Origin of the sequence: Odoribacter splanchnicus DSM 20712 (assembly GCF_000190535.1) — a bacterium.
GTDB classification, from domain to species: Bacteria; Bacteroidota; Bacteroidia; order Bacteroidales; family Marinifilaceae; genus Odoribacter; species Odoribacter splanchnicus.
The window spans coordinates 3,935,139-3,961,688 of record NC_015160.1 but is presented as its reverse complement, the minus strand read 5'-3'; the positions used below and the strand labels follow the sequence as shown (position 1 = coordinate 3,961,688).

Sequence of the window (26,550 nt, the reverse complement as noted above, 5' to 3'; positions counted from 1 at the left end):
ACTCAGATTAAAACAGCTGCTCCTGCATAAATTAAAGAACGAGGTCTCTACAGACCTCGTTCATCTCATTTGAAAGTAATTGTTTTCAGATCATTCAGGATCTATCCCTACAATTATTTAATTTTCTCGTAGATATAAAGTTCATGAATTTCACCGGTATACCCTTCTTCAGCGAACGGACCCTGTGACATACCGAGAACGATCAGTGTACCACGGTTGTTCAATACAACGAGGTCGTCGTTTACCGGGTCAATAGAGAGTCCTTCGATTTCACCTGCACGGCGGAAATCACTCATTTCGCGGAATAATTCAACTCTTCCGGCTTTTGCACCACCTGCAATTTTACCTTTACGCATAACAGGTTTTCCCTTTTTATCGAGTTTTACGCTGAACGGAGTTTCTTTCACCACTTCAGTTCCGTCTTGTAAACCGGTAAAGTGTACTTCAGAGATGTCAGCCACATAGATATTATCAGGAATATTGTACAAAGATTCGCCATCATCAGAGGTGAACAGCATTTTTCCATCGGCGATGAAAATACCTTGACACCAGTACGGAGTAGGACGGCATTGCATTTTGGTATAGTACTGTCCGGTTTCCAGGCTATAGCAATATACGTAACGGCTATCTACCCAGTCAGACATCCAAACCATATTTTTCTCCCGATCAACAGCAAGACCTGAAACCTCTACTTGTCCTGATTCAGGAGACCAAGGCAGATCGCGTTTCCATTTCAAAGTCTCTGCATCGTAAATCGATACGGCGATATTATAACCACGTCCGTATTCGAATTTTTCAATACCGCAGTAAATTTCTCCATTGTAGATATCGATATCACCGAAGTGGTTGGCAATTTCGGGATTTTGGAACGGCTGATCGTTCTTCATCACCAGATTTCCCTGTTTGTCGTATTTGTACAGTACTTTGGTGTCGGAAACATAGTAGTAATTGCTATCGATAGCAATTCCCTGACGTCCGGCAACCGGAATCACTTTTTTCAACCGGTATTCTGAACCGAGATGTTGTGCATTTACTGACATGCCTACAAAAAGCAGTGCCATTGCAAAAAATAATTTATTCATAATAAAGGAATTTAGGATATTAATAAAGGTAAATCAAATCTTAGAATTTAGCCAAAAGCATGATTTGCAAACTATTTCCGTTCCCTGTCCGCGTACCTGCATCTTTCACTTTATCGGTATAGATAGAGTGGATATAGTTAACCTGGAATTTCAGGTTCTTGATCAATTCGTAAGTACAACCCACCAGGTAAGCATCTCTGTTGTTGGCAGAGGTCTTGTTGGTTTTATCGCGGTACATATCGTAACGTACTACCGGCAGGAATTTTCCGAAGCGATAAGCGGCCAAAGCATAAAAACCGTCTTCTTCTACATTAGCTTCGCTACTTTTGATATGGCCGTATTCAGCACGCAGATCGAGACCGTTCGGGTCGAAATACCAGGCACCGGCAATCACCCGATTCATCGGAAGATATTTTTTAACATCGTCTCCGACTTTACCCTGGTATTCACCGTAGTTGTACGATCCCATAATACTCAACTGTTTTACAGGACGGAAAGTCAGACGACCGACGAAATCTTTACATCTGTTGTCATCGTTCAAAGTAGGCAAATAACCGTTGGTCAAAGATAAATTATAGCTCAAATAGCTGAATCCTTTTTCCTGATTCTGCAACAGATCACCGTAAGCCATCACACCGAGATCACGTCCATAGTCGATCAGATCGGCAGAAGAAATCGCATTCCGGCATACCATACGATAACAGATATTAGAGAAATCTACAGTCTCCAAAGTAGCCGGAGAAATATCGTAGTTCTCGAAACCCAGCGGCAGATAATATTGTCCTGCCCGGAAGTTGATGGCTTTGTTAATGTGAGCACTGACAAAAGCGTCCATCACAGTAATGACTTTCTTTTTGTAAGCCCCGCCATCGGTAGAACCGGAAAAACATTCGAACTGAGCCCGGAAATCAAACGTATTGGAGATCTTTTTGTCAAGAAGTACCCGCATACGCTTCAACTGAAAAGAAGATCTGTTATCCCCGTTCTTATCTCCATAATTATAACCGGTCTGAATATAACCGGATACTTTCGGTAACTTAGAAAGAATTTTGTTCAATAATTCTTCTTCATTGGCTGACACCGGTTCGCTTTTAGCAGCAGCTTCCCCGTCTTCAGTTTTTGCCCATGCTGATGTACCTACAAATAAAGCACAGCACAACATTACCACGTTTAATAGAAAATTTTTTTTCATAGTAACATCAAATAAATTATACGTAAAATCAATTATATAATTCTATTCCTGAATTATTCTTTCGGATTAGATACATTTTCGCGGATTCCCCATTCTTCTGTATGGAAACGCAGACCGGGTTCCCTGACATCATGACATTTCACGATCAAAGCCCCTTCTTTTTCCCAATAGCCTTTTACCGTATAACCGTTCATCGGCCCGTCTTCTTTCCCACGCACTGTTTTATCGTCCGGATTCACCACAATCTTCAATCCACAAGACTGATTGAGCATATCCATATCTCCCCGGCTATTCCCTCCGACAACCAAAGGACGGGTTTTAATAAAGGTCGGGATCACATTTGCTTTACCGTCATCCTGCGGAATCGGTAAGATGATATCATCTGTCAATTTACCGCCGACAACCACCGATTTTACCCCCAGGATATTGACCTCCGGGATACCGAGTTCTTCGGCCAGAAATTTCTGATATAAAAATTCCGGAGAAGCGGTCAAAATCCAAACCTCGAATCCATATTCCTTGAGATTGGCAATCAGTTGTTTCATTTCCGGATAGAACTTGTTCCGGTAAGAAGTCTGGTAACATGCATATCCCATTTCGAGAATTTCTTCGGGCGTCAGTCCTGCCAAAAAATGCACCCGATCCTCGACATAAGGTTTCCCCACATTATTTCCATCTTTTACCATCCGGTTCAGGATCGCCATTTTCTCTTTCGAAAACTTATCCGTTTTTCCTTTAAAATGTTCGTCGGCATATTGATATAAAGCTTCATCCGCCAAATAATGAGGTACCTGTCCCATAACCGTACCGTCACCATCGAAAACCGCCACTTTCCGAATCTTCATCGTAATGGTCGAATTCAGGAAATCTTCCAGCCGATCATTGACTTCTTTTGACCATCCTTTGATCTGCCGATAGGTTTGTGCAGAGACACAGGGGGTGATCAGTAGCATCATCACCAGGATGATACTACTCGTTAAATTCTTCTTAATCATGGATTTAATTAGTTTTTGTTTTTAACCAGATATTGTTCTTCTTTATAAGTAAATGCAATAAACAGGAAGGCTAAAGCACAAGCACCCAACAAAACGATAAAGTTCCAATTCCATCCCAAATGCTGCACGATATAACCTAAACCGATATTAGCGAACAGGGCCGTTCCAAAGAAATAGCCGAAGAACCCGGTAAATCCGGCAGCCGTACCGGCAGCCTTTTTAGGAGCCAGATCCAAAGCGTGTACCCCGATCAACATCACCGGTCCGTAAATCAAGAAACCGATAGCAATCAGACAAATACTATCCATCAGCGGAGTAGCACTGAACTGCCAGTAAACAAAGATCGAAACAGCGATCAAAACCATATAGATCATGGTCGTTAAAGCACGGCGTCCCTTGAACAATTTGTCACTCAACCATCCACATACGATCGTACCGGGAATAGCAGCAAATTCATAAACAAAATAAGCCCAACCGATTTCTGTAATATCATATCCCTTCACCTCTTTCAGATAGGTGGGGGCCCAATCCAATACACCGTAACGGATCAGATAAATAAAAGCATTGGCCAGCGCGATAAACCACAAAGTCTTATTATTCAAAACATATTTGAAAAAGATCTCTTTAGCCGTCAGTTCAACCTCCGATTTAGCACTGTAATTTTTAGGGTAATCATTCCGATACTCTTCGATAGGAGGTAAACCACAAGATTGCGGAGTATCCCGGATCAACGAATAAGCGATAACCACAATAATCAAAGCCACCACCGCCGGGAACCAGAATGTACCGGCTTGCCAGGAACCGAACCATACCAAACCACCGGCAGCCATCGGACCGATCAAAGCACCACCTACATTGTGAGCACAATTCCAGATAGACATTTTCGTTCCTCTTTCGTTTTGTGAAAACCAATGCGTCATAACACGGCCACACGGAGGCCATCCCATCCCCTGAAACCAACCGATCAGAAATTGCAAAATAAACATAGAGACGATGGAAGAAACTCCCACTTTCGTACCTAATAAAAGAGTAGCTAAAGCCGACAATGTCAACCCCAAGGGCAAGAATTTACGGGCACTACTACGGTCTGAAACCCCACCCATAATAAACTTAGACAATCCATAGGCAATAGCATTAGCTGAAATAGCAACCCCGAGAAGCCCTTTATCGAATCCCATATCCACCAGATAAGGCATAGCAAGAGAAAAATTCTTCCGAACTAAATAGTAGCCTGCATATCCAATAAAGATACCGATGAATACTTGCCAACGCAGACGCTTATACGTCGGATCAATCTTTTCTTTTGACAACAAGGGCCGATGAGGCTCTGGTTTTAAAAAACTCCACATAGCTATTAGTTTAAGATTCAAATTGTTTCTAAGAAAAACCTATCACTTTCGTTATTACAACGTTTTCGGCGCACATTATTTTGAAATGAAATAAAAACATCTTCATTTCGAAACAAAAGTAGATAAAAACTCCATATATCCAAAAAAAATTATGAAAATTTTTGGTAAATTTATTTAAAAATATCCGGTGCGAATATTTCGCTTCGAAAAACACCCTTTCGAACTCAAAGTTCATCACGCACAAGATGTTTTATAACAAACAAATCCCCGATTTTTGAACACACTCCATGGTTTTCAAACCTAACCGACCGGGAAACAAGCCTCCGGCCGGTCAACTCCCAGAAAACTATTTCTTTCAATCCTGTAACATTTCCGCCAAGACCGAGATTGGATGTTTACAACATTTAGAAGTAGACATTTCGATCTGCCATTTACAAGTTTCACAATCAGTTACGACATAATCCACACCGGATTCCTCGATCTGTTTAAACAAGGAATTACCGATATCCTGCGAAGTCTTGTAATTTTCCTTTTTGAAACCGTAAGTCCCGGCAATTCCGCAACATTGCGAATCGAGCAATACCAGTTCCACATTCGGAATCGACTTCAATAATTCGATCGAATAATAAGCCCACCCCAGCTTTTCCATATGACAAGGAGTATGATAAGCCACCCGTAGTTTCTTATCTTTTCTGAACTCCAATTGTCCGGTTTCCTGACTCAGCAAGCGGTAAATATAGCGGGTAGCCAGCTCTACCTGCTCTCTCACATCTTCATTCTTCACGCCCAACAAATGCGGATATTCATCCCGAATCGTAAAAGTACAGGTAGAAGAGGTGGCAATAACAGGAATATTTTTATCCACGACCGATTTCCGAATCGAACCGATATTGATATCAGCCTGTTTCCGAGCTTGTTTGATAAAACCATTCGAAATCAGCGCCACCCCGCAACATTTTTCTTTTTCCAACAACCTCACCCCGATCCCGAGGGCATTCATAACCTTAACGAGATCTTTCCCCAACTGCGGGTAATTGTAATTCACATAACATCCATGGAAATAACTCACCTGTTTCGGAAAAGCAAGTTGTTCTTTCACTTGTTTCTTATACCAGCTTTCGAAAGTTCCGAAAGCATATTTCGGGAAAGTACGGCGATGATCGATTTTCAACACTCCATCCAAAATCGCTTTTACCGGTTTCAATCCCAGCGTTGCATTCACAACCGGCGCCACAGGAGTGGAGAGAGTCCCGACCAAATCGGTATTCGCCAGAATAAAATCCCGTACTCCCGGTTTCTTTTTACTGAATTTAATCCTTGCCGCCTGGATGATATCTCCGATCTTCACATTAGAAGGACAGGCCACTTCACACCGCTTGCAATTGATACAATATTTCAAGGTCTCGTCATAAAAACCGAACTTCTTCAGACGCAGGCGTTCTCCGTCAGGACCTGCCTGTTTAGGACCGGGATAATCCGGATTGACAGCCGCTACCGGACAATAAACCGTACAAACCGTACATTTGATGCACTGTTCGAAATTATTGTCACTAATATTATGTTGTTGAAGATTCATAACCTCTTTTATTTACTTAAAATTTGTTCAGCTACATACAAAGCACTCAAAACAGAAACCCCACCACCACATCCTTCTTTAATCGGATTAAATCCCTCCAGAACAGCTCCCGCCACATACAAATTTTCCAATACCTGCCCGTGCACCATCCCCCGGAAATCAGTTCCCGTCTTCACACCGAAACCTTCATACGGTTGCCGGTCGAATGCATTCCGGCCATACCACAGATTCCGATCTTCCGGATAAGTGACATCCAAATCAAAAACAGGTTCATACACCCGTTCGGAAGTAGCGATCAATCCCTGACTGAAATAACTGCCACTAGCCAGGATGATATGCTTTCCGACAAAAGGAATCTCTCCGTGATTATAAGAAAAGAGCCGGCTAATCCGATTCCCTTCCTGTTCTGCCCGCAAAACGGTATCCCCTAGCATATATACACCTCCGGCTTGCTGGAAACATTTGCGTAATTGCTGCTGTGTACGGATCCCCGGGACAGAAGGAGGCAGAGTAGGCAAGAGACAAATTTCTTTTCCAACCCTCTTTTGTAAATAATCCAAGGCTGTATCCTGATTCAAACCGAATACCGCCGGCAACACGATCGCCTCGACCTCACCGGCTTCCCTTTTCAACAAAGTGGCCAGTTCGTCCAGATTTTCCTGTTTCTCAAACATCCGGGCAATATTGACAGACCTCATCTCAGTAGGATTTTTACGCAAATATTCCAAAGCAGGGAAATTAAACGAATGAATCCTACTTTCAGTACCCATTTTCCGGAACTCATCCGCGATAAACTGAGTATAGAAATCCAAAAATCCCAGGACATTGAATATTGCTATTTTCTTCCAGGGTAAACGATCGGCAGCATCACAATCCGGATGATCTTTCAAGGTAAGCCAGGCAGGCTTCAGCGTCCCCATCGGAGTCACCCGATAATGATTCTTCAAGGCGCTTCCACTCATATGGATTCCGACTTCCTCAAAAAATCGCTCAGCCTCACCGGTCAGTCTTGAAAATACCTCCATCCCCATTTTTACATAGGGATGGGCAGGCGCCTGTTCCTGCAACTGTCCGATAGCTTTCAAAGGATGAGCCACCTCTGTCCCGTCGGGCAACACATTCAGCAAATCCAAAGAACCGGAAGAAAAATGCAGGGCACTTTGTCCTGAAGATATAATGACACAACGTTGTCCGTGTTTCGACAAACAAATACCGGCAACCAATCCTGCCAGTCCACCCCCGATTATAATCGTATCGAATTTCATATTACTCTTCTTGTTTTTGAGACATTTTCAAACCGCACACACTTTCATAAATCCAGGCTGTATACTCACTTTCCCGCAAAGTATCCCCCCAGGCGATAGGCGCCATCCCCTTCCATCTCTCATTCAAGAAAGAAGCCAGATCTTCTTTCGCCCGTTTAGTACAATATTTATGCATACTGCTCATCAATCCGGCAGCCCGGCATGCACAAAGTTCTCCCTGACAGGTACCCATTCCGACACGCGTCCTTCTTCTCAAATCCACCAGATTGTGCACTTCTAATTCATTCAAAGCATACTTTACCTCTCCGACAGAAACTTCCTCACACTCACATACTAAACTATTTTCCAGCACATCATTCCCGGAAAATCTTTCCGCCAGATCTCCATGCCGGTAAATAGAAGAATTTCGCTGAGCCAAGGGTACCGAGATAATCTTTTTCTCCACTTCTTCACGATCCTCCCTCGAACCGGGCAATTTTTCACTGGCGGTCGTACACGGGACGTTCACATTCAACTTTTTACAAATTAAATCGGTAGCCCACTCAGCCATCAGCCGGTAGGTCATCAGCTTCCCGCCGGTAATCGTAATAAATCCCTCAAGTCCATCCCGGACAGCATGATCCAGCAGCACAATTCCCCGACTCACATTCCGGCCACTCGGATCGTCGTCTGCCGCAACCAAAGGCCGTACACCCGCATAAGCCCGCAAAATACGGGTTTGTGCCAGGACCGGAGCCAATTTTTCCCCTTCGCGTAACAATAAATCCACCTCACCGGGAGTCACATACATCCGGTCGACTTCATTAAACGACACCTTGCTCGAAGTGGTTCCGATCAATGAAATCGTGTCACCCGGAACCAGAATATCGGCATCCGCAGGCTTGCGGCACCGGTTCAAAACAATATTATTCACCCGATGCCCGAAAATCAGCAGGGCACCTTTAGCAGGCAGCATATTCACCGTTATTCCCGCCATCTTAGCGATGTTGTGTCCCCAGATTCCTCCGGCATTTACGACAACGTTAGCATAATAATTTTTAGTCTCTTTCGTCCTATGATCCAGGGCTTTCACTCCGACGATACGATCCTGTTCACGGATTAATTCCGTCGCCTCGTGGTAAGTGAGAATTTCAGCCCCATGATTACGGGCATCGATGATATTCGAAGTGGTCAAACGGAAAGGATCGACAGCCCCATCGGGAACCCTTACCGCCCCGATAATAGCCGGATTGGCAGATGGCTCCAGCAACAGCGCTTCTTTCGGATCGATAATATCGGCCCGGATTCCGGCACGTCGACAAGCATCGACAAATTTTGCCTGATATTGAATGTCATCCTCCGGCAAACTCAGGAACAGACCGTCGGTCTCTTCCACACAATGACTGGCAATCCGCCGAAGAATCCTGTTTTCTTTAATACATTCCTCTGCCGATTCCTGATCAGTCACTGCATAGCGGGCACCACTATGCAACAAACCGTGATTTCGTCCCGTCGCTCCCGTCGATATATCGAATCGCTCGATCAAAAGCACACGAATCCCTCTACGGGCACAGTCTCTGGCAATTCCAGCACCGGTTGCACCACCGCCGATTACAATCACATCAAATGGCTTGGTCATATCATTTTGTTTCATTTGTGCAGAAAATTATATTTTCGCCCACAAAGAAACAAACAATTCAAAACATTTCAAAAGAAAAACGAAAGTATTTTCAATCAAAACGAAAACAAATGAAACACCATATCCCAATTACTCCCCGAAACGAAAAGCCATCTACCGAATGGCCTCACGTTGAAATACCCGGAAAAACAGCCTATTGTTTCCTGATTATTTTATTACTTTTGTATAAGTTCTAAAAACAAGACCATGCAGATATTACTCGCTTGTGCCAAAAACATGACGACAAGGCCTGAGCTTTCACCGTCAATCCTGACAAAGCCGAAGTTTCTGGAAGAAGCCGAACGCCATGCACTCCAATTAGCGGCCTTCACGGAAGCGGAATTGGGGAAAGCCCTGAAATGTAATCCACGCCTGGCTATCCTGAACAAACTACGTTATCTGTCTTTTTTCGATTCCGACGACAGCGGGCCTGCCGTGTTGTCATACAACGGCATAGTCTATCGCCACCTCCGCGCCTGGGAATTTACAGAAGCCGATTATGCCTACGCCAACAACCATCTGTGGATTTGCTCCTTTTTATATGGCCTGCTCCGGCCTATGGACCGGATCAAAAACTACCGTTTAGAGGGTAACGTAAAGTTACCGAACAACGACAACCGGAACATGTTCGATTTTTGGAAACCACGTTTGACCGATGTGCTGATCGATTCAGTAAAGCAGGACGATGGCTGCCTGGTGCATCTTGCCACAGAGGAAATGACCCGTCTGTTCGACTGGAAACGGGTCAGACGGGAAGTGAAAGTCCTGGAACCCCAATTTTTCATTCGTGAAGAAGACAAATTGAAAACCATTGTCGTATATGCCAAAATGTGTCGTGGTGCCATGACCCGCTATATCCTTCAAAATCGCCTGACGACTAAAGAAGAACTAACTGCTTTTTCCTACGAAGAATTCAATTACCGGCCCGAAATCGTCCACGCGAAAGCAGAGGCATTGCCGTTTGTATTGGAATAAATCACTTGTATCTTCGACATAAAAAATAAAGCTCCTTAGACGATCGACACCTTAATCCCCAACTCCTCTAATTCCCGGACCACTTTGGGAGATACGCCGGAATCGGTGATAATCTGGTCGACAGCATCCAGTTCGCAGATCTTTCCAAACCCCCGCCGGCCGAATTTAGAAGAGTCGGTCAGGACAATAATCTTTTGCGCCGCATCGATCATCGCACGATTTACACTGGCTTCCATAAAATTCGTGGTAGTCAGTCCATATTTTAAATCGATTCCATCTACCCCCAGAAAAAGCTTCGTCCCGGAAAAATTCTCCAACATCCGCAAAGCATATTCTCCGGTAACCGACGAAGAGGTATGCCGGACAATACCGCCCAACTGAATCACTTCCACCTGCTGACAATTCAGGAGAGCCATGGCAACGTTCATCGCAGAAGTCAGTACGGTCAGCTGAGCCTCCGGAGGTATACAGCGGGCAAAAGCCAATACCGTAGTACCGGAAGCAATAATGATAGCGTCATTGGGAGTCAGCATTTCGGCAGCCTTCATACCAATCCTTTTCTTTTCTTCCGGAAACTGTTTTTCTTTTTCCTGCACATGCCGGTTGGCTATATAGGGATCGATCTGAATAGCTCCTCCGTGTGAACGATATAGTAATTTCTTTTCTTCCAGTAATCCCAAGTCTTTCCGGATCGTCACCGAAGAAACATTCAATTGCCGGCTAAGACTATTTACTGAAACGATTCCGTTTACTTTTAATAATTCTAAAATCTTTTGATGTCTTTCAGACAATGACATGATCTTTTCCATTCCAGTTTTTAAATTCGTATAAAAGGGCTGAACATTCAGACACTTCACCTTATATTACACCAAATGAGCTAACAAAGGTAAAAATAATTACTCAGAATAGGATTTGGAAGTCAAGGAAAAATTATTTTATAACACCCGGCAGCCAGACAGGCCCCCAGGATAGGACCCAAAACCGGGACCCAGCTATATCCCCATCCACTACTCCCTTTACCCCGGATCGGTAAAACAAAATGAGCGAAACGGGGAGGCAAATCCCGGGCCGGATTGATAGCATAACCGGTAGCTCCTCCTAAAGACATACCGATAGCGACAATCAGGAAAGTCACCGGAAACAATCCCACAGATCCCAATCCGACCTCAGGCGTATTCCCATCGATAGCCAGACACAAAATGACAAAAACCAATACAAAAGTACCGATGACCTCACAAATCAGATTACGGGGGATATTCCTGATTGCAGGCATCGTACAGAAAGTACCTAATTTCACATCGGGATCTTCTGTTGCATCGTAATGATCTTTATAGAAAACATAGACCAGAACAGCTCCCAAAAATCCACCGGCCAATTGCGCTATAATATAGGCAGGTACATAAGCCCAGGGAAAAGTATGAGCCAACGCCAAACCGATAGACAAAGCCGGATTCAGGTGAGCTCCCGAGTAGGGAGCGGCCACAAATACCCCGCACATGACGGCAAATCCCCAGGCAAAAGTAATCACCACCCAGCCTCCGCCGAAACCTTTGGAATGCTTCAGTAATGAACTGGCCACCACTCCGTCTCCCAGCAGGATCAGCAAAGCAGTACCGATAAATTCGAACAGACATTTTGTGAATAAAGAAATCGTCATAGCAAGCCAATATACAATTATCGTTCAAGCACCCGATCGACAGCATCTCTCCATCCCTCTTTCAGTTCTTCCATTTTCTGTTGTTCTCCGGAAGGAATAAATTCCTTTTCTTTATGCCAATGTTGACGGATTTCATGAATATCGCTCCAATAACCTACCGCCAAACCGGCCAGATAAGCAGCCCCCAGGGCTGTGGTCTCGATGATCTTGGGTCGTATGACCGTGGTATTCAAAATATCGGCCTGAAACTGCATCAACACATTATTCGCAGCAGCTCCTCCATCCACCCGCAATTCTTTCAATTCGATACCGGCATCCCGGATCATGGCATTGACCACATCCATGGTTTGAAAAGCGATTCCCTCCAAGGCAGCCCTGGCAATATGAGCGGCTGTCGTTCCACGGCTAATACCCGAAATAGCTCCCCGGACATCCTGATTCCAATAGGGAGCGGCCAAGCCTGTCAATGCCGGTACAAAATAAACCCCACCGGCATCCGGCACACTATGTGCCAAAGTCTCCACCTCGCCCGAAGAGCGGATAATCCCTAAACCATCCCTCAACCACTGAACGATCGCCCCGCCGACAAAAATGCTTCCTTCGAGGGCATAAGTCACTTCTTCTCCGATTTTCCAGGCAATGGTCGCCAGCAGATTATTCTTCGAGACAACCGGTTTATCACCACTATTCATCAAGAGGAAACACCCCGTTCCATAAGTATTCTTTACCATTCCGGGTTCGGTACACATCTGACCGAACAAGGCTGCCTGCTGATCCCCGGCAATGCCTGCAATCGGTATTTTATGGGCAAAGAGGGTCGTTTTCGTGTGTCCATATATTTCGCTGGAAGTCTTGACTTCAGGTAACATCGCGGCAGGAATACCGAACAGTTCCAATAATTCCGGATCCCAGGCCAGCCGATGGATATTATAAAGCATCGTACGGGAAGCATTGGTGACGTCCGTAATATGCACTTCCCCACGGGTCAATTTCCAGACCAGCCAGGAATCCACCGTTCCAAAAATAAGCTTTCCGGCTTCGGCTTTTTCCCTTGCCCCCTCGACATGATCCAGAATCCATTTGACTTTAGTGGCACTGAAATAAGCGTCTATGATCAATCCGGTCTTCTCCCGGATAAATTCGGTTTTCCCCTCAGCCTTCAAAGCATCACAGTATGAAGCCGTACGGCGGTCTTGCCAGACGATAGCATTATAAACCGGTTGTCCGGTCTCCCGATCCCATACAATCGTCGTCTCCCGCTGATTTGTAATCCCGATGGCAGCGATGTCCAATCCGTTAATACCGGCCGAAGCAATAGCCCCGGCAATCACAGAAGCCTGGGAGGTCCAGATTTCCTGCGGATGATGTTCCACCCATCCCGGCTGAGGAAATATCTGCCGGAATTCTTGCTGAGCCACAGCTTTGATTTCACCATCGTGGTCGAAAACAATTGCCCGGGAACTACTGGTTCCCTGATCGAGCGATAAAATATACTGTTCTGACATTCCTGAATAATTATAATATACTTTTTCAGTTACAAGGGTTACAGCGGTTAACTTAACTCCTGAACCCCTTGCCGCCTTTAAAACCGCTGTAACTTTCAAATATACGTTTTACTCTAAAATATAGTGTCCGGCCAAATCGGTAAACTCTTTTACCTGCCCATCGATCCAGGCCTGATCGTATCCCAATTCTTTGGCAACGATCCGGGCCACTTTAGGGGCAACTTCGGCAGCCACCCGGGCATCCAGGAACAATAACCTGACACGCCTGGCCAGTATATCCTCAACATTCAATGCCATCTCTTCCCGAACCGCCCATACCACCTCGGCCACAGTGTAATCATATTTGGGATGCAGTTTTTCGGCCATAGCCGGATCGGACTGCATCAAGGTTTTGATCGCCTGAATATCCGAGCCATAAATATACAAATGATTATTGAGATCCGGATTTAATTGATAACCATGAATCCGGAATTTTTTTGTCACACATGCTTTCTTTTCCAGCAGATTCAATTCGATCGCCTTATCCACCGTATCTTCTGCCATTCTCCGATAGGTGGTCCATTTCCCTCCGGTGATGGTAATCAGCTTATTTTCAGAAACAAAAATCTTATGACTCCGGGAAATTTCTTTCGTACTTTTACCTTCCTTTTTGGGAGCCGCTAATGGACGTAATCCGGCAAATACCGAAAGGACATCGCTCCGTTGAGGTTTACGAGTCAGGTAACGTCCGGCCGTATTCAGGATAAATTCGATTTCCGACTCCAGAGCTTGTGGCTCCAATTCCGGATGTTCCCGTAAAGTATCGGTCGTTCCGACAACCACTTTGTCATGCCAGGGCACGGCAAACAATACCCGGCCATCGTCGGTCTTGGGGATCATGATAGCGTAATCACTTTGCAGAAACGACTTATCCAGGACCAAATGTACCCCTTGGCTCGGTTTCACCATATGCTCGTGAGTCGGCACATCCATTTCCATAATGCTATCCACAAAGATGCCGGTCGCATTAATCACCGCTTTGGCTTTCACTTCATATTCCTGCCCGTTCATCAAATCCTGAACCTTCACCCCTCTTGCCCGGCCATCGGATCCGTGTAATATCGCCGTTACTTTCATACGGTTGATCGGACATCCGCCATTTTCGACACAGGACTGAGCCAGATTGACTGCCAGGCGGGAATCGTCGAATTGACCGTCATGATAGACTACCCCTCCCTTCAAACCATCCACCCGGACCGTCGGTAAATAAGACGTAGTCTTCTTTTTGGATACATATTTAGAACGCCCCAGACTAAGACGGCCGGCGAGGATATCGTATATCGTCAGTCCGACTGTATAAAGAAAGTTATCCCAATAACGATAATTCGGAATCAGAAAAGATTGATTTTTTACCAGATGCGGAGCATTCTGTTGGAGTAATCCTCTTTCGTACAAAGCCTCCAATACCAATGAAACATCTCCCTGAGCCAAATACCGGACTCCTCCATGCACCAACTTGGTACTACGACTGGAAGTTGCTTTTGCAAAATCTTCCCATTCGAATAAAGCGACACTATACCCTCTTGTAACTGCATCTACGGCAACTCCCAAACCGGTTGCACCTCCTCCGATAACGACAACATCCCAGACTTTGGACGGATCAGAGATTTTGGATAATAAATCTTCTCGTTTCATAGTTATTTTATCTGATTTATAACCTTGTACGAAAAATAAATTAAAAAGTATCTCTTTCTGTCAGAAAAATACAGGGTCTTCCTGGTTTTCAAAATAAAACGATCCGTATACTTTATCAAAATATTCACTATTTTAGAGGCTCCAAAACATCTGGGATAAACACGTTGTAGTTTTACCCGGAAAGAACACAGCATTAAAAGTATGTAAGTATGAATATCGTATTTGTCGAATCGTTAGGAATGTGCGAATGCACGATAAACAAAAGTCTGGCTACTCTGAAAAACCAGGGACATACAGTCACTTTTTATCACGACCGGAATGAGAATGAAGAGGTATTGATCGAAAGAGCCCGAAATGCCGAAGTTGTCGTAGTCAGCAATATTCCGTTGCGGAAACATTTCTTTGAAAATTGTCCGAAGCTCCGGATGCTCTCTGTAGCCTTTACCGGAGTGGACCATATCGATCTGGAAGCATGTAAAAAACGGGGTATCACGGTTTGTAATGCCGCCGGTTACTCTACAGAAGCAGTAGCCGAATTAACGATCGGAATGATGATCGCCGTGTACCGAAAAATGGTAGGCGGAGATGCCATTCTCCGTATCGGCGGAGACCGGCAGGGAGTCCTGGGAAGCGAACTTCACGGAAAAACAGTAGGTATCGTCGGGCTCGGAGCCATCGGCCAACGGGTAGCTCTGTTAGCCAACGCTTTCGGATGCAAGGTTTTAGGCTATAACCGCAGCCCCAAGGCCCTTCCTCATATCACCCAGGTGGACAAAGATACCCTTCTGCGTCAATCGGATATCATTACGGTACATCTTCCCTTGAACCCGGAAACCAAAGCATTTATCGGGACAAACGAATTTGCACTCATGCAACCACATGCTGTCCTGATCAACACCGCCCGGGGACCCATCGTCAGCCAGGAAGCGCTTTACAATGCCCTGAAAAAAGGACAAATAGCCGGAGCAGCCGTCGATGTCTACGATCAGGAACCTCCGCTTCCTCTGAACCTGGAATTATTTAATGCACCTAATCTACTGATGTTGCCGCATATGGGCTACGCCACCCGGGAAGCTTTTGAAACCCGGCAGAATATCGTAATCAGGAATATCGAAATGTGGCTGAACAATACCCCACAAAATCAGGTTCTTTAAATCGATAAGTGTATGTTAAAATTATTCATCGTCTTTTTTTGTCTTTTGCCATTTACCGGATGGAGCAAAGATTATCGGGTCAGATTAAAGTGAACGGTTCTATAACGGAACACTATCGGCCTTAGATATCTTAGCTATACGCTCACAAAATACATTTGAAGAAGATTTCTAAAACGTATCTAATTGAGAAAGAAGAAGTTACCTTGTGATACAAACTAAACAGGTAACGATTTGGAAACGAGCGAAGTGCTTTCTGTCGCATGTTTCTACATCAACAAAGAACGCTTGTTATTCTATTTGCAAAGATAATCATTTGCTTTGAATAACAAGCGTTTTTGATAAGATTTTCGCTCTTTTGCTCCATCTGTTGTTTGGAAAGATTGAAAAATAAGGAGAATGATTATATTCCTCTTCCTCGCTTCTTCTTTTTCTTGATTTGGTTCCTAAGTTTATGTTGCCATGCCATCTCGGCATAATCATCACCGTGGGTCTGTGGATTAATAAGTCCACCTGCTCCCAAAATCATTTCTTCGGCAGCATTCAAGGCGGTGCTTGCTACATTTCCTACGGCTTGTGCAATAGATGAACTTTCGTTTGCTTTTGTAGGCGATATGTATGAACGACTGGGAGGAACAAGTTGATAGCCTGTATCTGATTGAACTTTATTCTTTGTAGTCTTGTCTGCTATTGTGTGAGCTTTTGTTATCGTCTCCTTTGTTTCGGCTTTATTGGCTATCTCAAAGTTCTTTTGCAAAGAGTGGTATCCGAACCCTCTGCCGATTTCGGAAGCCTTGAATGTCTGGGCACAGTAGGAGAACTTCAAACCATATACTTTGCCCTGCTTATTCTTCAAGCGTTCGATGGTTACACCACTCTTGTTTAGGTCGTAAAGAAACATGGAGTGCCCCGTGATGCCTGTGCCTTTGTATTTTTCAAGTAGGGCATAGCAAATCTTCTGTATTTGTTGCTTGGTCTGTTCTCTCGTAGGATTGGCCTTTGCTTTTTGGTGTTGTCTTTCCGCCTTTACTTCCTTTGCGATAGTCAAGCCTTTCGAGCGACTTATTTCCTCCGCCACTCTTGCTGCCCTGTTGCTCACAAAAGTGGTGTCATAGACTTCTCCGTAAAGGCTGATGCGGTTGGCAATGATATGGATATGTCTGTTGTCGGTGTCCTTGTGGGTTACCGCCACCCATTGATGGTTGTCAAGTCCCATTTGTTTGGCAAACAGATGGGCTATCCGCATGAGTTCAGATACGGGCAGTTTCTTCTCGTCCTGTGGCGCGATACCGATTTCGATACGGAGGAACTTATTCCTGCAACGTGTGTTGTAATCGCTGACCATCTTCATTTCCTCGTAGATAGCCTTCGGTTCTCTGCTGCAAAGATTATGGAAGGCAAGCCGACTACCGAGCTTGCCCTCTCTGAAAATATAGTCTAAAGCCGTGCTTCCGTGCGCTATCGCCTTACACTTTCCTATCATTCTCCATCAAATTTAAGAGTTTAATTGCCCTTTCCTCAATGTGGTATTTGGGATTGAAGAAACGCTTAAATGCCTCCCTTGCCAGATAGGAAAGACTTTGAGTAATCAGTACCCATGCATCATCCTTTACCTTGATAAGATTGGAAATATGTGAGAAGAAGTAGGCCGTTCGTCTCAGTAGTTCGATGGCTTCCTTTTCATTGTCGGTCATCTTAGGAACAGCAGTCACTTCTCCATTTAGGAGTATCTCACGGCAGTAGTCTGAGAACTTCCGCCCCGTACTTTCTGCCTTTGACCTAATACGCTGCTTTTCCTCTAAGGTACATCTTACCTTGATGAACTCTGTCTTGTTCATCTTCTGCTCTTCCTTATTCTGTTGCTGCCATTTGGCAGTCTTTCTATTATATCTGTCCATATAAGCTTCTTTGAAAGTTAATCATTGTAGATGATTTGTTATTGCTTAATTCCTAAACACTGACCGATGAGAACGAAGTGATTACGGCCTAATCTCCCCGACAATTAAACGAGGGGAGCAAGCGCAGTTTGTGGGTACAAACTGACGTCTTGCAATGTCAGCTAACGAAACGTTTACGCATAAAGCGTTTTGGTTATTAAAAGCGAATGCCGTGCATTCAGTATCTAACTGCGTTCGTAGCGTTCCTACCATTCAGTGTTTTTAGCAAAAGTTCGTTGCCTTACTCTCTGAAAAGTGTCGAGGGTTTTGAGTGAAAGGGGCGTCCCTTTTTCTAAAAACCGTCAGCCCTTTTCTTACGGCTTACAGTCTTCTCCATTTCTCTATGTCTTCACCGTATTCGTCCAAATGTGTGCGGATGATATTTTCCACGAAGCTTGAGAGATTGCTGCCCCTGTCACCCAACCTGCGTACGATGAAGTCGGCACGTTCCTGTGTCTCCCTGCTCAGGTAAACCGCCTTTCTCTCATATAGCTTTGTCGGAACGAGGAACGCCTGCTTGTATGCGTCAAGTGTCTCTTTTCTCATCTTAGCACTGATGCGTTTTTGAACGGTTGCATGCTCTGTATGCTGTGCAGGCTCGGCTGGCGTGGCATGCTCTATGGCATGCTCTGTTTCTTGTTGTTTTTGCTCTTGAATATTTTTCATTCCCTTTGCTCGAAATTCAGCTACGGTTTGTTCACTTGAACTTTCAGCTTGGCTCATACTGAAAGATTTCCTGATGGTATTTTCCATTTCCTCTTTGCTGACTGCTTTCTTTTCCATACCTCTATCTTATTTTAAGTTTGACTTGTTTTCTTTTGTTACTTGTATTTGGAGTTTTCTCCAACTTTTTCTGTCGCTCACGGACACGGCTGACGTGATACTCGTTGAGGTCTTTGAAGTCTTTATAATACACAGCCATATCTTCTACCTTAAAACCTTCGTTTACAAATTCCTGTACTGCTTTTCGCCCTGCATCATCATTATCAAGAAAAGCACGAACGGAGGTTATATTTCTTTTGTTCAGGTAGTGAATACTTCTTGCAACATTGCTCACGGAATTCATCACAAGGCATTGGTTGGTTACTTCCCCTTTCATTGAAAGAAAAGAGAGAAAGTCCATAAAGCCCTCGAACAAACAGACAGGCTGTTCCATGTCCTCAAATATCGGAGTGATGTCTTTCGGAGCAACTGTTCCCTTGAACGTATTGTTGTCCCGAAGTTCATAACCACCTGACGAATTGGCAAAGCCAATGGCTTGATAGCGTCTTCCCCTTACCTCGTAACTGATACATTTGAGAAAGGGTGTTGCCTTTTCCAAATCAATGCAGCGTTCCTTTTTGAGGTACTCCTGCAAATGCGGTGACAAGGTGCCTGATATGCTTATCAGTCTCCTTGTACCGCTTGCCGTTACATTCTCTATTTGATTTGGATTGATGGATATTTCTCTATTTGGAGAATTGAAGCTGTACGCTGTATGCTCTAAAGCGTTCTGCCCCAAACGGCAGATGGCTTCGGAGAACGTGTAGCCCTCCAAGCGCATACAAAGGTCGATGATACTTCCACCCCTGCCTTCGGCATAGTCTATCCAAAGGTTCTTTTCCGTGTCCACCTTGAAACTCGGACGCGTTTCCTCCCTGAGCGGTGAACGGTACATGGCATAGGTCGGTGTTTTGCGGACAGGTTTGATACCTTTCCTTTCGAGATATTCCACGATGGAATATCGCTTGATTGCTGATAAATCTTCTTCTTTCATTGTTTTGATACTTTAATGGGTTGAATGATAATTATTTATGTTTGTCTGTTTTTATGGTTTTACCGTTTCCAAAGTTTTTCCTCTCCAAACTTTTTCATCTTTCTTCTTACTACATACTATTTTGTGATAAATGATTGATAATCAGTATTACTTTGTAGTATAAGACAATACTACACATTCTACTACATTTGGCTACTACAAGTTTGACGGAGCGGGCATGGCAAGATTTTCCTAATCTTGTAGACATAGATGGGGCTACCACCGTTTCTTCGTTTGCTCACCTTTATGTATCCTGCTTTCTTCAAGGCTTCGCCCATACGCTTGGCAACAAGTGGTTGGTGAGTATAAATACCCAAATAGGTGAGTATCTCCGTAGTCGTCATTAACGAATAGTTTTCATCTTCCGCTGGTTTCTCGAAGCAACGCAACAAGAGCTCCATTTCTGCAGTCTGTACTTGAAAGTCCTCACTCTCTCTGTATAGTTCGGCAATCTCTTCATCATCAGACCAATAGCGGAAACCTGACTTTAACAGGGCTTTGGCTTCAGCATAGACATTGTCTATTGAAATACGCTTGGCTTTCTCTATGTCTATGGAAAGAACTTCAAAGGGCAGAAACCTTCTGCTACCTGTCGGGTCTGTAAGAAAGTCATTGCCGTTCACTGATGCCACAAAGCTTGCCAAGTGGGGATGCTCCTCTACATACTTGTCATACGGCATACGGTACTTGACCATCGGACAGGTGATGAGGTTTTTCAGCTCGTTCTCGTCCCGCTTATTAAGGGCTTTGAGCTGGTCGTCTATATTTACGATAAGGTTCTGACCGATATAAGTGAGTGTGTCTTTCTCCTGCGGATATATTTTTCCTGTGTAACTGTAACCGTGCAGTGCTGGGGGACAGAGCTGGTCAAGGAACGTGGTCTTGAACTTTCCCTGCTCACCTGTCAACACAAGGCAGGTATAGTTACGGCACTCACGGTCGTCCATCGCATTGGCGACCACCGCCACAAGCCATTTGGTAAGATACGGCAACCATTTGTTAGAATTACGGACAACAACGTAACTTGCCAAATCGGAAATTGCTTTCGGTGAAAAAGAAGACACATTACTATCCCTGCAACCGGCATCATCACAGCTACTGCTATCACCTATATCTATCAATGGCAACCCTTTTAAATACTCCTGCACGGGATTGATACGGGGAGAAAAGCTGCTTTCAATGATGGAATAAAGGTTCTCAGCAGAAGTCGCTATGCTTTCATCGCAATCAAGTTCCCTGCGAAGCGTATTGATTTCATAACGACCGACCTTTACAAAACGATTATTACCCTTACTGCAATATTCGGTTCTGCCCAGTACAGTATTGTATCTGAACTCGTAGTGTGTGGAGAGGTAGGTTTCTATCTCTGCGTTCTTGGAGGAACTCCTCATTCGATGAGGATTTCTCCTGCTGCCTGTATTGCCTGCATCTGCGTTCTTTTTCATTATTCCCTTGAATTGGTTTCCAAGAGTGAAGTTAGGGTGAGCATGCGTAACTTCCAAGCATTCAGAGTCTTCTTGCATAATATTGCGCTCGTCCGCTGCAAAATTCTTAGGGGAACAAGCTGTCAAGAAGAGCATTTATCGCCTCATTAAGCAAAAAACGGATGACAGGAAAGATAGATTAGCAGAAATACGGATGTTACTGTCTGCTTTCAGATGTACTCTTTTGCTTTAATTACCTTATTAACCTCATTTGTGCAGTGGCAAGAACATCAATCTGTCTCTTTTGTCCCCATCATAGCACCACAAGCTGCCACTTGAATGAAAAGTGATGGAATAATAAATGCCCGATATTAATTTTGCATAAGACAAGCTGCGCTCGGCAAAGGATAAGTGAACTTTCCTCTGCACTCGCTTGCATTGTCTTTGCAACAAAAGAAGAAGATGGGGCAGGAAAACGCAAATGCGAACCGATGATGCGGATTGCCCTTTTCCTTATTCTTCCCGGCATTTCCCTGCTGTTCACCACGGCTTTGAGAGGTGTACGCACGCCATTATCTTTGCCGATGGAAACTGGAAAGACCTGAAACAACAAACAATAACAATATAAAATTATGAACTATTACATCATTACAGAAACTAATTGGGCAAAGCTTCGAGATGAAATCTTGAGCCTTGCAGAATGCTGCCACAAGGCATTCGGAGAGAAAAGCAAGCACACGGACTGGCTGCACAACGGTGATGTGTGCCGGCTGCTGAACATCAGCAAGCGCACCTTGCAGCATTATCGTGATACGGGTGTGCTGCCGTTTACGCAAATCGGACACAAGTGCTATTACAAGCGCGAGGATGTGGAAACATTGCTTCTTACGAAATCGGACAAACCTAAAAACAGACAGATATGATGGAAACAGCAAGAGACTTGAACATGGAGACGGACGAGATGCAGCTGGTCATCTCGGCATTGAGAGGTGTGGGGAAACGGATTGTGGAAGTGGCACAGACGCACAAGCCACTCCTTGCTGGCGAACATTTCCTCACGGGCAAGGAAGTGTGCGAGCGTCTGTATATCAGTCCCCGCACTTTACAGGACTACCGCGACAGGAGAATCATTCCCTACACGCAGTTTGCAGGGAAGATACTCTACCGACTCTCCGACATAAACCAACTATTGCAAAAGAACTATCGAAGATAAAGCCTTCGCAAGGGACGTTTCCTGCTGACTTATTCGTCTTTCTCGTTAAGAATGAGTAACTTTGTGGCAAATTCAATAATATACAACTTATGAGACAGAAATTCACTTTGATTACATTGGGAGTAAAGGACTTTCAAAAGGCATTGGCTTTCTATGAGGGATTGGGCTGGAAGAAGTCGGAACAGAGCCAGGAAACTTACGCCTTGTTCCCTTTGGGTGGGATAGTCTTGGGGATATACCCACTGCAAGAATTGGAAAAAGATACGACGTTATACCATCAACAGACTGCCTTTTCGGGCATGACAATCAGTTATAACGCCATATCGGAAGAGGAAGTCAATGCCGTGATGCAGGAAGCACAACGGCTCGGAGCAACCATTGTGAAACCTGCACAGAAAGTGTATTGGGGAGGATACAGCGGCTATTTCAAGGATTTGGACGGCTATGTGTTCGAGGTAGCCTACAACCCTTTTTGGCAGATTGACAGAGACGGAAATCTTGTCTTGTAGTTTGTCAAGTGCAATGACCAAAGAGCAGACAATTAAGGAACTGACGGTGATTCCCGGAATAGGGAAATCGCTTGCAACCGATTTGTGGAATATCGGGATAACCTCCGTTGCAGACTTGAAAGGCAAAGCCCCCGAAGTACTCTTTGCTTTGTCCAACGACTATGCTGGAGTGGTGCAGGACCGTTGCGTACTGTATGCTTTCAGATGTGCCGTTTACTTCGCGCAGACACCGCCAGAGCATAGGGAAAAGGAAAAGCTGAACTGGTGGTTCTGGAAAGACTGAGCCGATCGTACTCCTAAGATTGACATGGTCTTGATCGTATCAAAGGATCTGTGTTTTAAATTTGTCTTGAATTGTTAAAGCACGAAGCCTATCAAGCCCGAATGTTGGCAACAACGGTATAGGGGCACGATTAACACCAGAAAATAATAATACACTTTTTTTTGAAAGCGCAAGTAAGCACAGATAGAAATTAACGTGTGCAGGACAAGGATTATAAGTGAAATTAGGGAATAATCGGCATTCTCTTAGCAGAATGTTCAGATATTCTGCTGGCTTCATCGTAAAATTTAGTATCTTTGTGGCATTACTAACCCTTTAATTCTAAGCGATATGATAAAGTAGGTAATTCAAGCGAAGAAGAATCCGCTGAAGAAAGAAGAAGTGGAGTTTTATCCGCAGGCTGCACCGACCACGCCGGTAACGTTGGCGCAAATCGTAAAGCGGATAGAGAAACGCTCCACCGTGTCGAGTGCTGACGTGAAGGCTGTGTTGGACGCCTTACAATACGAAGTTATCGAGGCCTTGGAGAATGGCAACACCGTGCGACTGGGCGACATCGGTTCGTTCCATCTCACTATCAAGGCGGAGGGCGCAGCAACGGCCGTCGAAGCCAAGGCAAAGGGCGCGAAACTCATAAAGCAGGTGAACGTGCAGTTTACCAAGAGTACGGCCATGCGTGATTCTTTCGACATCCGAAGTCTCGACTTCGCCCCGCAGGAAGATATCGTAAACGCAAAATAGCATGATGGCAGCATCGTAATGCCTTAACGAAAAACGTGTTTCCGGCATACGAAAAGGATATTTTCCATATGTGTCGGGAACACCGTTTTCAAGGTTTAAAAATACAATTTTGCAACTCGCTGATAATCAATACTTAGCAAAAGGCAAAAATTGTCTTATAAGAGAATTAAAATTGTCCTATAAGACTTTTTGAAAAGTCCTATAAGACAATTTTGAGAATGTACTTCGTACTTCTAAGGGAATTAGGAAATTTGATATTAGCTAAGGCTATAAAGAAAAGAGTGATTATTATACAAAAAAAGAAGAACATGGTAAATATAGTAAAAAAAACAACGACAGAAATAATTCTTCCTGCTGAAAAAGTTGAATACTTACAAAGAGAACTAACTAATGTAAGAGAAGAACTTATAGGGAATAAATATATTGAAGAAGCAAGACTAGTTTTGAAGGCTGGTGGATTAAGAAGTGCTATTGGATGCTATTGGAATGCAGTAAGTGATGATCTAAGAAGAAAAATAATACATAGAAGTTTGGACTTGTTTAATAAGGAAATGAATAAATCTGCAAAGACTTACGAAGACTTCCAAAATAACATTACTGATTATGATTTAATAGAAGGTGCGTATAAAATAGGTGTTCTTAGTTGGGAAGCAAAAAAAGTCATACATCAAGCAAGAGAAACCCGTAATATATTTGACGGACATCCAGACAGTTCCGATCCAAACCTTTTTAAGGTTCTAAACATGATTGCAGATTGCAACAAATATGTGTTATCACAAGAGTTTCCGATTCCAATAATCAACGTAAACGATTATATCGTTAAAATGGATACGGATACTTATGACAAGCATGAATTAGCTGTTGAACAAGCTTTCATTGATTTACCAGAAGTTTATAAGAAAGAAATGTGTAACAAATTGTTTACATACTACATTGGGGATACAATCTCAACGCGTTTTCGTTCTAACATTGAATTAAGTTTTCCTATTTTGTGGAAAGTAACGCCAAAAGAAATACGACAACAAATAGGACAACGTTTTGATAAAATGTACCTTGAAGGTGATGCAATGAAGAATAAGAAGGGGGTTGATTTATTTAGCTTAATTGACGGCTTAAGATACTTGTCTACGGCAACCAGAAAGTTAATCTATGCCCCCCATATACAAAATCTAGAAAAGAACTTAGATAACTGGGCACAAGAAGCCTTGTCTGTAAGAGAACTTGAAGCGTTTGGTTCTGTTATCCCAGACGAATATGTTGAAAGATTAGTAGCAGCTTTAACTCTGACATATGTAGGATATAAAGGTGCAAGTTATAGTTTCAGCAGAACTTCGTTTTATTCTGATGCGGCAGCACCAAGAATTTCAAGGATGTTTGAAAAATTTGACAACAAGTCAGCAGAAGAGTTTGTAAAAACAATAAAGACAAACTCAATCTTGAAATCAAGAATATGTCATGTCGGGCAACTTAGTAGACTTAGAACACTTGGCAATATTCTTCTAAACAAACCAGAAATCACTAGCGACACTAAAATCTTTCTTGAATTACTAGTTGATGAATCTAGAACAAAAGAATTATACAATGAAATAAATAAGTAGAAAGAACTCCTACCAATAAGAGCCTTCAATCAAATGGATTGGTGTGGGAGCATGATTTCGGTAACAGAAGCGACTTAGGTATTGGTATCAGAATCCTTCAAGACTATGGGATAAGGAGCGGTTTCCATTTCCTCTTCCAACTCATCAAAGCAGATTGCCTTCAACTTGTCCAATGCTTCTTGGTCAAGAGCTTTAGGTGCTTTCTTGTCTCCTCGTTCTATATGTACTTTATCAAACAGAAGCGTATCAGCCAGCCTCTCACGATAAGCCAGCCTGCAGACAGTCTTCAAATCTGCTGCAACTCTGAAAAATGTGCTTTGCTGATGACCGAGTTCGCCGAGACAGAATGCCTGTAATTCGTAGATGAAGTTTTCTGTCAACAGTGAGAAAGCCAAGTCCGAAACATGGTATTTCCTCTGAATGAACTCCTGTAATCGTTTCCGAGTGGAATGATAGGCAGACATAGACTCTTCCTTGATGTCTATACCGATATGGCTTTCTTTCTCCTTGATGAGCATATCCAACCTTTCGATGAGCCTGCATCGTGCCTGCACACTTCCTTGAAACAGTTCCTTTACATCGGTTGCATCAAATGGCTGTCCTTTGGCAATCAACGACTGATAGGCAGATTGAATGGAAAGCAGAAGATTTTCCAACCTCCCATTAATTTCTACCGCCTCGCGGCTCTTGCCGTCCATTCTGCTCTCACGTGGATTCCATAAATCGGGATTGCAGGAGAGTTTACAACTAAACTGAGCAATGGAACGCTCAATGGTAATACGCCCCATAATCGGAGCTTTTCCCGACTTGTCCAAACCGCTCTTTTTAAGGTAGAGCAACACCTTCATTTTCTCTGTTTTCATACGCTTTAATATTTGTGGGTAAAATTACCCGAATTAAAGCGTTCCTCACATACGCAGAAAACTGCCGACCAAAGCAACAACCACACGAGCGAAAATATTTCAGTTAGCG

The 26,550-nt window shown here is 43.9% G+C and carries 25 protein-coding genes and 1 pseudogene; 8 read left to right on the top strand and 18 right to left on the bottom strand.

Translation table 11 applies throughout. The annotated features are described in order from the left end of the window. Positions 1 to 113: 113 nt before the first annotated feature. From ODOSP_RS16760 to glpA, 7 genes are all read right to left on the bottom strand, one after another. Positions 114 to 1,082, bottom strand: a complete 969-nt coding sequence (locus ODOSP_RS16760; RefSeq protein ID WP_013613480.1) for a YncE family protein — start codon at positions 1,080 to 1,082, stop codon at positions 114 to 116. A gap of 40 nt (positions 1,083 to 1,122) precedes the next feature. Then, positions 1,123 to 2,274: a porin gene (locus ODOSP_RS16755; protein ID WP_041557022.1), complete on the bottom strand. Its 1,152-nt coding sequence runs from the start codon at positions 2,272 to 2,274 to the stop codon at positions 1,123 to 1,125. A 53-nt stretch (positions 2,275 to 2,327) separates the two neighbouring features. Next, positions 2,328 to 3,269 (bottom strand): HAD family hydrolase, encoded by a 942-nt coding sequence (locus ODOSP_RS16750; RefSeq protein WP_013613478.1) that lies wholly within the window; start codon positions 3,267 to 3,269, stop codon positions 2,328 to 2,330. 8 nt (positions 3,270 to 3,277) lie between these two features. Then, complete coding sequence (gene glpT, locus ODOSP_RS16745) at positions 3,278 to 4,618, bottom strand: glycerol-3-phosphate transporter (protein WP_013613477.1); 1,341 nt, start codon at positions 4,616 to 4,618, stop codon at positions 3,278 to 3,280. A gap of 355 nt (positions 4,619 to 4,973) precedes the next feature. After that, positions 4,974 to 6,194 (bottom strand): anaerobic glycerol-3-phosphate dehydrogenase subunit GlpC, encoded by a 1,221-nt coding sequence (glpC, locus tag ODOSP_RS16735; RefSeq protein ID WP_013613475.1) that lies wholly within the window; start codon positions 6,192 to 6,194, stop codon positions 4,974 to 4,976. Between the two features lie 8 nt (positions 6,195 to 6,202). Next, positions 6,203 to 7,459, bottom strand: coding sequence for a glycerol-3-phosphate dehydrogenase subunit GlpB (glpB, locus tag ODOSP_RS16730; RefSeq protein ID WP_013613474.1), 1,257 nt, complete (start codon positions 7,457 to 7,459; stop codon positions 6,203 to 6,205). Position 7,460: 1 nt separating this feature from the next. Further along, positions 7,461 to 9,092, bottom strand: coding sequence for an anaerobic glycerol-3-phosphate dehydrogenase subunit A (gene glpA, locus ODOSP_RS16725; RefSeq protein WP_013613473.1), 1,632 nt, complete (start codon positions 9,090 to 9,092; stop codon positions 7,461 to 7,463). Positions 9,093 to 9,323: 231 nt separating this feature from the next. Here glpA and ODOSP_RS16720 point away from each other — a divergent pair, with 231 nt between their 5' ends. Continuing rightward, positions 9,324 to 10,091, top strand: coding sequence for a YaaA family protein (locus ODOSP_RS16720; RefSeq protein ID WP_013613472.1), 768 nt, complete (start codon positions 9,324 to 9,326; stop codon positions 10,089 to 10,091). Positions 10,092 to 10,126: 35 nt separating this feature from the next. Here the strand turns inward: ODOSP_RS16720 and ODOSP_RS16715 are convergent, their stop codons facing one another. From ODOSP_RS16715 to ODOSP_RS16700, 4 genes are all read right to left on the bottom strand, one after another. Continuing rightward, the gene (locus tag ODOSP_RS16715) at positions 10,127 to 10,900 is read right to left on the bottom strand and encodes a DeoR/GlpR family DNA-binding transcription regulator (RefSeq protein ID WP_013613471.1); all 774 of its coding nucleotides are present in this window, start codon (positions 10,898 to 10,900) and stop codon (positions 10,127 to 10,129) included. A gap of 110 nt (positions 10,901 to 11,010) precedes the next feature. Further along, positions 11,011 to 11,748, bottom strand: coding sequence for an MIP/aquaporin family protein (locus ODOSP_RS16710; RefSeq protein ID WP_013613470.1), 738 nt, complete (start codon positions 11,746 to 11,748; stop codon positions 11,011 to 11,013). A gap of 17 nt (positions 11,749 to 11,765) precedes the next feature. Then, positions 11,766 to 13,253, bottom strand: coding sequence for a glycerol kinase GlpK (gene glpK, locus ODOSP_RS16705; protein WP_013613469.1), 1,488 nt, complete (start codon positions 13,251 to 13,253; stop codon positions 11,766 to 11,768). A gap of 108 nt (positions 13,254 to 13,361) precedes the next feature. Then, positions 13,362 to 14,927, bottom strand: a complete 1,566-nt coding sequence (locus ODOSP_RS16700; RefSeq protein WP_013613468.1) for a glycerol-3-phosphate dehydrogenase/oxidase — start codon at positions 14,925 to 14,927, stop codon at positions 13,362 to 13,364. 209 nt (positions 14,928 to 15,136) lie between these two features. Here ODOSP_RS16700 and ODOSP_RS16695 point away from each other — a divergent pair, with 209 nt between their 5' ends. Next, on the top strand, positions 15,137 to 16,081 hold the full coding sequence (locus ODOSP_RS16695; RefSeq protein WP_013613467.1) for a 2-hydroxyacid dehydrogenase: 945 nt from the start codon (positions 15,137 to 15,139) through the stop codon (positions 16,079 to 16,081). A gap of 400 nt (positions 16,082 to 16,481) precedes the next feature. Here ODOSP_RS16695 and ODOSP_RS16690 read toward each other — a convergent pair whose 3' ends face one another. From ODOSP_RS16690 to ODOSP_RS19990, 6 genes are all read right to left on the bottom strand, one after another. Then, positions 16,482 to 17,561, bottom strand: a complete 1,080-nt coding sequence (locus ODOSP_RS16690; RefSeq protein ID WP_013613466.1) for a relaxase/mobilization nuclease domain-containing protein — start codon at positions 17,559 to 17,561, stop codon at positions 16,482 to 16,484. After that, the gene (locus tag ODOSP_RS16685; protein ID WP_013613465.1) at positions 17,545 to 17,976 is read right to left on the bottom strand and encodes a plasmid mobilization protein; all 432 of its coding nucleotides are present in this window, start codon (positions 17,974 to 17,976) and stop codon (positions 17,545 to 17,547) included. The genes ODOSP_RS16690 and ODOSP_RS16685 overlap by 17 nt, the downstream gene beginning before the upstream one ends. A 360-nt stretch (positions 17,977 to 18,336) precedes the next feature. Next, a complete protein-coding gene (locus ODOSP_RS16680) occupies positions 18,337 to 18,798 on the bottom strand; it encodes a DUF3408 domain-containing protein (RefSeq protein WP_013613464.1) in 462 nt (153 codons plus the stop codon). Between the two features lie 4 nt (positions 18,799 to 18,802). Next, positions 18,803 to 19,771 carry a toprim domain-containing protein gene (locus ODOSP_RS16675; RefSeq protein ID WP_013613463.1) on the bottom strand — a complete coding sequence of 323 codons (969 nt, stop codon included), beginning with the start codon at positions 19,769 to 19,771 and terminating at the stop codon, positions 18,803 to 18,805. 182 nt (positions 19,772 to 19,953) lie between these two features. After that, positions 19,954 to 21,390 carry a virulence-associated E family protein gene (locus ODOSP_RS16670; protein WP_013613462.1) on the bottom strand — a complete coding sequence of 479 codons (1,437 nt, stop codon included), beginning with the start codon at positions 21,388 to 21,390 and terminating at the stop codon, positions 19,954 to 19,956. A gap of 157 nt (positions 21,391 to 21,547) precedes the next feature. Continuing rightward, positions 21,548 to 21,847 carry a hypothetical protein gene (locus ODOSP_RS19990; RefSeq protein ID WP_157741862.1) on the bottom strand — a complete coding sequence of 100 codons (300 nt, stop codon included), beginning with the start codon at positions 21,845 to 21,847 and terminating at the stop codon, positions 21,548 to 21,550. 19 nt (positions 21,848 to 21,866) lie between these two features. Between ODOSP_RS19990 and ODOSP_RS16665 the strand changes: the two genes are divergently transcribed. The 6 genes from ODOSP_RS16665 (at position 21,867) to ODOSP_RS16640 (ending at position 25,578) form a co-directional block, all read left to right on the top strand. Then, complete coding sequence (locus tag ODOSP_RS16665) at positions 21,867 to 22,157, top strand: helix-turn-helix domain-containing protein (protein WP_013613461.1); 291 nt, start codon at positions 21,867 to 21,869, stop codon at positions 22,155 to 22,157. Beyond that, the gene (locus ODOSP_RS16660; RefSeq protein ID WP_013613460.1) at positions 22,154 to 22,447 is read left to right on the top strand and encodes a helix-turn-helix domain-containing protein; all 294 of its coding nucleotides are present in this window, start codon (positions 22,154 to 22,156) and stop codon (positions 22,445 to 22,447) included. The genes ODOSP_RS16665 and ODOSP_RS16660 overlap by 4 nt, the downstream gene beginning before the upstream one ends. A gap of 89 nt (positions 22,448 to 22,536) precedes the next feature. Beyond that, entirely contained in the window at positions 22,537 to 22,956 is a 420-nt protein-coding gene (locus ODOSP_RS16655) for a VOC family protein (protein WP_013613459.1), read from the top strand. Position 22,957: 1 nt separating this feature from the next. Beyond that, a complete protein-coding gene (locus ODOSP_RS16650; protein ID WP_228026210.1) occupies positions 22,958 to 23,239 on the top strand; it encodes a helix-hairpin-helix domain-containing protein in 282 nt (93 codons plus the stop codon). Between the two features lie 345 nt (positions 23,240 to 23,584). Beyond that, positions 23,585 to 23,980 carry an HU family DNA-binding protein gene (locus tag ODOSP_RS16645; protein WP_316929362.1) on the top strand — a complete coding sequence of 132 codons (396 nt, stop codon included), beginning with the start codon at positions 23,585 to 23,587 and terminating at the stop codon, positions 23,978 to 23,980. Positions 23,981 to 24,288: 308 nt separating this feature from the next. After that, positions 24,289 to 25,578, top strand: a complete 1,290-nt coding sequence (locus tag ODOSP_RS16640) for a hypothetical protein (RefSeq protein ID WP_041557580.1) — start codon at positions 24,289 to 24,291, stop codon at positions 25,576 to 25,578. Positions 25,579 to 25,694: 116 nt separating this feature from the next. Here the strand turns inward: ODOSP_RS16640 and ODOSP_RS16635 are convergent. Then, positions 25,695 to 26,441: pseudogene (locus tag ODOSP_RS16635) on the bottom strand (phage integrase SAM-like domain-containing protein); the annotation flags it as partial. Positions 26,442 to 26,550: the final 109 nt, after the last annotated feature.